This is a genomic window from Actinomyces sp. MRS3W (genome assembly GCF_032465695.1).
Taxonomy (GTDB): Bacteria; Actinomycetota; Actinomycetes; order Actinomycetales; family Actinomycetaceae; genus Actinomyces.
On sequence record NZ_JAWDJJ010000275.1, the window covers coordinates 1 to 4742 of the forward strand.

Genomic DNA, 4742 nt, shown 5'->3' on the forward strand with positions numbered 1-4742 from the left:
GTTGAGGACCACGCCGCCCACCCCGAGCTCGTGGCCCGAGGTTCCGCCGACTCCGCTGTCGCCCACGGTTCCCGTCCCCAGGTTGACGCCGTCTCCACGATCACCGAGTACCTGGACCGCTCCGACTGGCGCGTCAACGCCAACGCCAACCAGGGCTACTCCCTGGGCGGCATGATCCTCAACACCTCCGGCAAGGTCATCGCCAACTACTGGCTCAGCCAGATCTACCCGCAGGTCGCCGGCGACGCCCACCGGGAAGGCGACATCCACATCCACGACCTGGACATGTTCGCCGGCTACTGCGCCGGCTGGTCGCTGAAGAACCTGCTCCAGCAGGGCTTCAACGGCGTGCCCGGCAAGATCGCCTCCGGGCCGGCCAAGCACTTCTCCTCCGCCGTCGGGCAGATCGTCAACTTCCTGGGCACCCTGCAGAACGAGTGGGCCGGCGCGCAGGCCTTCTCCTCCTTCGACACCTACATGGCGCCCTTCGTCCGCCTGGACAACATGAGCTATGACGAGGTGCTCCAGTGCATGCAGGAGCTCATCTTCAACCTCAACGTGCCCTCCCGCTGGGGCACGCAGACGCCGTTCACCAACCTCACCTTCGACTGGACCTGCCCCGCCGACCTCGCTGACGAGCACCCGCTCATCGGCGACGAGCTGTGCGACTTCACCTACGGCGACCTCGCCGAGGAGATGGGCATGATCAACCGCGCCTTCATGGAGGTCATGACCACCGGCGACGCCGACGGCCGCGTCTTCACCTTCCCGATTCCCACCTACAACATCACCAAGGACTTCGACTGGGATTCGGACAACGCCAACCGCCTGTTCGCCATGACCGCGAAGTACGGCCTGCCCTACTTCCAGAACTTCATCAACTCCGAGCTCGACCCCGGCATGATCCGCTCCATGTGCTGCCGCCTCCAGCTCGACCTGCGCGAGCTGCTCAAGCGCGGCAACGGCCTGTTCGGCTCGGCCGAGCAGACCGGGTCCGTCGGCGTCGTCACCGTCAACATGGCGCGCCTGGGCTACCTGCACCCCGGTGACGAGGAGGGCCTCGTCGCCGCCCTCGACCGGCTCATTGACATCGCCTCCGAGACCCTCGAGCTCAAGCGCACCGTCATCCAGCACCACATCGACACCGGCCTGTTCCCCTTCACCAAGCGCTGGCTCGGCACGCTGGACAACCACTTCTCCACCATCGGCGTCAACGGCATGAACGAGATGGTCCGCAACTTCACTTCCGACGCCTACGACCTCACCGACCCGCGCGGCCACGCCATGTGCGTGCGGATCCTCGACCACGTCCGCGGCCGCATGGTGGAGATCCAGGAGGCCACCGGCCACCTGTACAACCTGGAGGCCACCCCCGCGGAGGGCACCACCTACCGCTTCGCGAAGGAGGACCGCAAGCGCTTCCCCGACATCCTCCAGGCCGGCACCGACTCCAACCCGTACTACACCAACTCCTCCCAGCTGCCCGTCGGCTACACCGACGACCCCTTCGAGGCGCAGGAGATGCAGGAGGAGCTGCAGACCAAGTACACCGGCGGCACCGTCCTCCACCTGTACATGAACGAGCACATCTCCTCGGCTCAGGCCTGCAAGGAGCTCGTGCGCCGCAGCCTCACCGCCTTCCGCACCCCCTACATCACCATCACCCCGACCTTCTCGATCTGCCCGACCCACGGCTACCTCGCCGGTGAGCACTTCACCTGCGAGAAGTGCGCCGAGCTGCACCCCGACGCCGAGCCGGTCGAATGCGAGGTGTGGACCCGCGTCATGGGCTACTTCCGCCCCGTGAAGTCCTTCAACATCGGTAAGAAGGGCGAGTACATGGAGCGGCAGATGTTCACCGAGGACGCGGCCGGCGCCCACGGCCCGGCCGTCTCCGTCCTCTCTGGCGTGAGCGCGTGAGGGCGCACGGCAGAGAAAACGAGAGGCCGATGACGGTCTGGAGTGTAGAGCTGACTGATCGTGCCGAGAAGGCGCTGCGTCGGCTTGACCGGAGCATTCAGCAGCGGTTGGTCCGAAAGTTGCGGAAGATCCAAGGGGCTGATGACCCGCGCGACTTCCTCAAACCAATGAAGGGCCCCCTTGCGAGCCTGTTCCGGCTCCGGGTCGGGGATTACCGGGTGCTCATCGACGTCCAGGACGAACGCTGTGTGATCCTCGCGATCGACATCGGTCATCGTTCCACGATCTACGACCGATAATGCGGTCGGGCCTGTTCAAGGGCGGACGGTAGAGGCGCCGGGGCGCCCGCTGTGTGTGCGGCGGGTGTCCCGGCGCTCGGCGTTGCGGGGGCGCGTCATGCCTCGCCGTCGGGCTCTGCGATTCGGGTTGTGGCACGAGGATGACGAGACCTATGCTGTATACATGTCTACATCCGTTCTCAGCGTACGGCTGCCGGAGGAGCTCAAGCGTCGACTCGATGACCTGGGGAGCCGGACTGGCCGTTCGGCGACCTTCTATGTGCGCGAGGCCGTCGAGTCCTACATCGATGATTTGGAGTACGCCTACGCGCTGAAGGCGGAGGCGGAGGCCGCCCGGCGCGGCGAGATCAAGACCCGCCGCCTTGACGAGATCGCTGCGGAGCTTGGCCTTGATGCGTGAGACGAGACAGGCTGGGGCGCGGCCCACCAGCCCTGCGGATTCGCTGCAGATTGCCGGCCTCGTCCCCATGTCCACCGTCGACTGGCCCGACCACCTGGTCGCGACGGTCTTCATGCAGGGTTGCCCCTGGAACTGCTTCTACTGCCACAACCAGGCCCTCATCCCCACGCGCACCCCCGGCGCCGTCGCCTGGGACGAGGTCCGCCGCCTGCTCGCCCGCCGTCGCGGCCTGCTCGACGGCGTCGTCCTCACCGGCGGGGAGGCGCTGCGTCAGGATGCGCTCGCCGACGCCGCCGCCGAGGTCAGGGAACTGGGCTTCCAGGTGGGCCTGCACACCGCCGGTCCCTACCCGGCCCGCCTGCGCGACCTGGTGGAACGCGGCCTGGTCGACTGGGTGGGCCTCGACATCAAGGCGCTGCCCGAGCACTACGACGCCGTGGTTGGCCGCCCCAACTCCGCGGCCAAGGCCTGGGAGAGCCTGCAGGTGCTGGTAGAGGCGGCCGCCCGCGGCGAGGGCGTCGACTTTGAGGTGCGCACCACGGTCGTCCCCGGGGACGTCACCGCCGCCGACGCCGTGGAGGTCGCCCGCCGCGTGCACGACGCCGGCGCACGCGTCTACGCCCTGCAGCAGGCCCGCGGCGAGGGGACAACCGGCGCCTTCCCCGTCGCCGCACCCGGCTGGGACGCCGAGTGCGAGCGCATGGCGGAACAGATCGAGGCCCTCGGCTGGGATCGCTTCACCTACCGCCCCGCTTGAGCCGTGCGCGCCGTCGGCAGCTCCGCCCCGCGGGTTCGCGGGCGCGCTCGGCGGCTCGCGGCCCCATGGGGGTGGGTCAGAGGACCGCGGGAACGAGCGCATTGAGGTTGTTGGGCACGTGCACCGCCGTCGGGAGCAGCACGTTATTGCGGGTCTTGAGGAACAGCACTCCCGCGACCACCCCGAAGCACAGGTGGGGAATGATCCCCACCCACTCGGAGACCGCCCAGGAGCGCATGTGCAGCATGCCGAACAGCAGACTGGAGACCGCTACCCCCAACCAGGGGCGAGAGCGCCGGGCGAGAGCGGACAGGAGGAACTGCCGGAAGCACAGCTCCTCAACCATCGGCCCCATCACCGCCAGCACCGCGATCACCGTCCAGGCCGGGAACTGGGTGATAGCGGTGAGGATATTGGAGTCGTTGCGCAGTGCGGCGTCCGCGCCGGGGATCATGGCGGCGAGCAGCCCGGATACCAGTGCCCCGAGTGTCTCCAAGACGAATGCTCCGAGAACGCCGACGATGAGCGCGATCAAGCTCCGACGCTTATGCGCCGCCACCCACCGAACCTGGGCCGTCAGCTCGCGACGCCACGCGCACACCCCGAGCACGAACAGCACGACGTAGGCGCCCATGCTGAACTCGCCCCGCGCTCCGGCAGGAACCCACAGGCGACTCAGGTGCAGCGGGAACAGCCCCACATAACCGACGATGAAGGCCCCTTTGAGGAACGGTGCGACGCGGGACGTCATAGTGGAATCCCCTTAACAGGCGGCTGATGAATGACTCGAGTCTGGCCGTGGCTGCGGGATGCCGAACCCGCCGTCAGGGGGATCCTCCATGTCCTGCCTCGAACCCGGGGCGTCGAACCCTGGTCTGATGCCGCGCCCGCAGCGGATTCCTACACTGAAGTGATGACACCATCACGCCCGCAGCCATCGTCCGCCAGACGTCATTCCACGGCCGGACGCGTCGTCTCCGGGTGTCTGCTCGTCTTACTGCTGAGCTCATTGGTGGCGATCGGTGCGGGCTCTCCGGCACCGGCGGTCATCGTCGCCACCCGGGTCATACTGGTGTTGCTGGTCGCGATCGCATGGTGGCTCAGGCTCCGCGACCGGCACAGCTTCGAGGCATCCCTGGCCCGGGAGGCAGCCGCCAGAGCAGTTGCCGAGGACCGCCTCGCCCTCGCCCGCGACCTGCACGACCTGGTTTCCGGTGCGCTGGGCGCCATCACGGTGCGCGCCGCCGTCGCCCAACGGCTGGAACGCGAGCCCGAAGCACTGCTCGCGGCCCTGGGCGAGGTGGAGCAGACCTCGCGGGAGGCCACCGCCGGATTGCGGCGCATGCTGCACGCACTGCGCGACGAC

The 4742-nt window shown here is 67.9% G+C and carries 6 protein-coding genes; 5 read left to right on the plus strand and 1 reads right to left on the minus strand.

Features of this window, described 5'->3' with window-relative positions:
• The 4 genes from RWX45_RS10580 to RWX45_RS10595 all read left to right on the plus strand — a co-directional run.
• The coding region (locus tag RWX45_RS10580; RefSeq protein WP_410050714.1) for a ribonucleoside triphosphate reductase at positions 1–1920 on the plus strand (1920 nt) is incomplete at its 5' end.
• Between the two features lie 29 nt (positions 1921–1949).
• Positions 1950–2219 (plus strand): type II toxin-antitoxin system RelE/ParE family toxin, encoded by a 270-nt coding sequence (locus RWX45_RS10585; protein ID WP_316023686.1) that lies wholly within the window; start codon positions 1950–1952, stop codon positions 2217–2219.
• 163 nt (positions 2220–2382) lie between these two features.
• Positions 2383–2619 (plus strand): ribbon-helix-helix protein, CopG family, encoded by a 237-nt coding sequence (locus RWX45_RS10590; protein ID WP_316023687.1) that lies wholly within the window; start codon positions 2383–2385, stop codon positions 2617–2619.
• Positions 2612–3376: an anaerobic ribonucleoside-triphosphate reductase activating protein gene (locus RWX45_RS10595; RefSeq protein ID WP_316023688.1), complete on the plus strand. Its 765-nt coding sequence runs from the start codon at positions 2612–2614 to the stop codon at positions 3374–3376. The genes RWX45_RS10590 and RWX45_RS10595 overlap by 8 nt, the downstream gene beginning before the upstream one ends.
• A 76-nt stretch (positions 3377–3452) precedes the next feature.
• Here the strand turns inward: RWX45_RS10595 and RWX45_RS10600 are convergent, their stop codons facing one another.
• Entirely contained in the window at positions 3453–4127 is a 675-nt protein-coding gene (locus RWX45_RS10600; protein WP_316023689.1) for a type II CAAX endopeptidase family protein, read from the minus strand.
• Positions 4128–4289: 162 nt separating this feature from the next.
• Between RWX45_RS10600 and RWX45_RS10605 the strand changes: the two genes are divergently transcribed.
• Positions 4290–4742, plus strand: a 453-nt coding sequence (locus tag RWX45_RS10605; RefSeq protein ID WP_316023690.1) for a histidine kinase dimerization/phosphoacceptor domain-containing protein, incomplete at its 3' end; no start/stop codon positions are given.

Bases quoted from the DNA above. Each gene is read 5' to 3' on its own strand.
- RWX45_RS10585 (WP_316023686.1), top strand. From the start codon at position 1,950: ATGACGGTCTGGAGTGTAGAGCTGACTGATCGTGCCGAGAAGGCGCTG.
- RWX45_RS10590 (WP_316023687.1), top strand. From the start codon at position 2,383: ATGTCTACATCCGTTCTCAGCGTACGGCTGCCGGAGGAGCTCAAGCGT.
- RWX45_RS10600 (WP_316023689.1), bottom strand. From the start codon at position 4,127: ATGACGTCCCGCGTCGCACCGTTCCTCAAAGGGGCCTTCATCGTCGGT.
- RWX45_RS10595 (WP_316023688.1), top strand. From the start codon at position 2,612: ATGCGTGAGACGAGACAGGCTGGGGCGCGGCCCACCAGCCCTGCGGAT.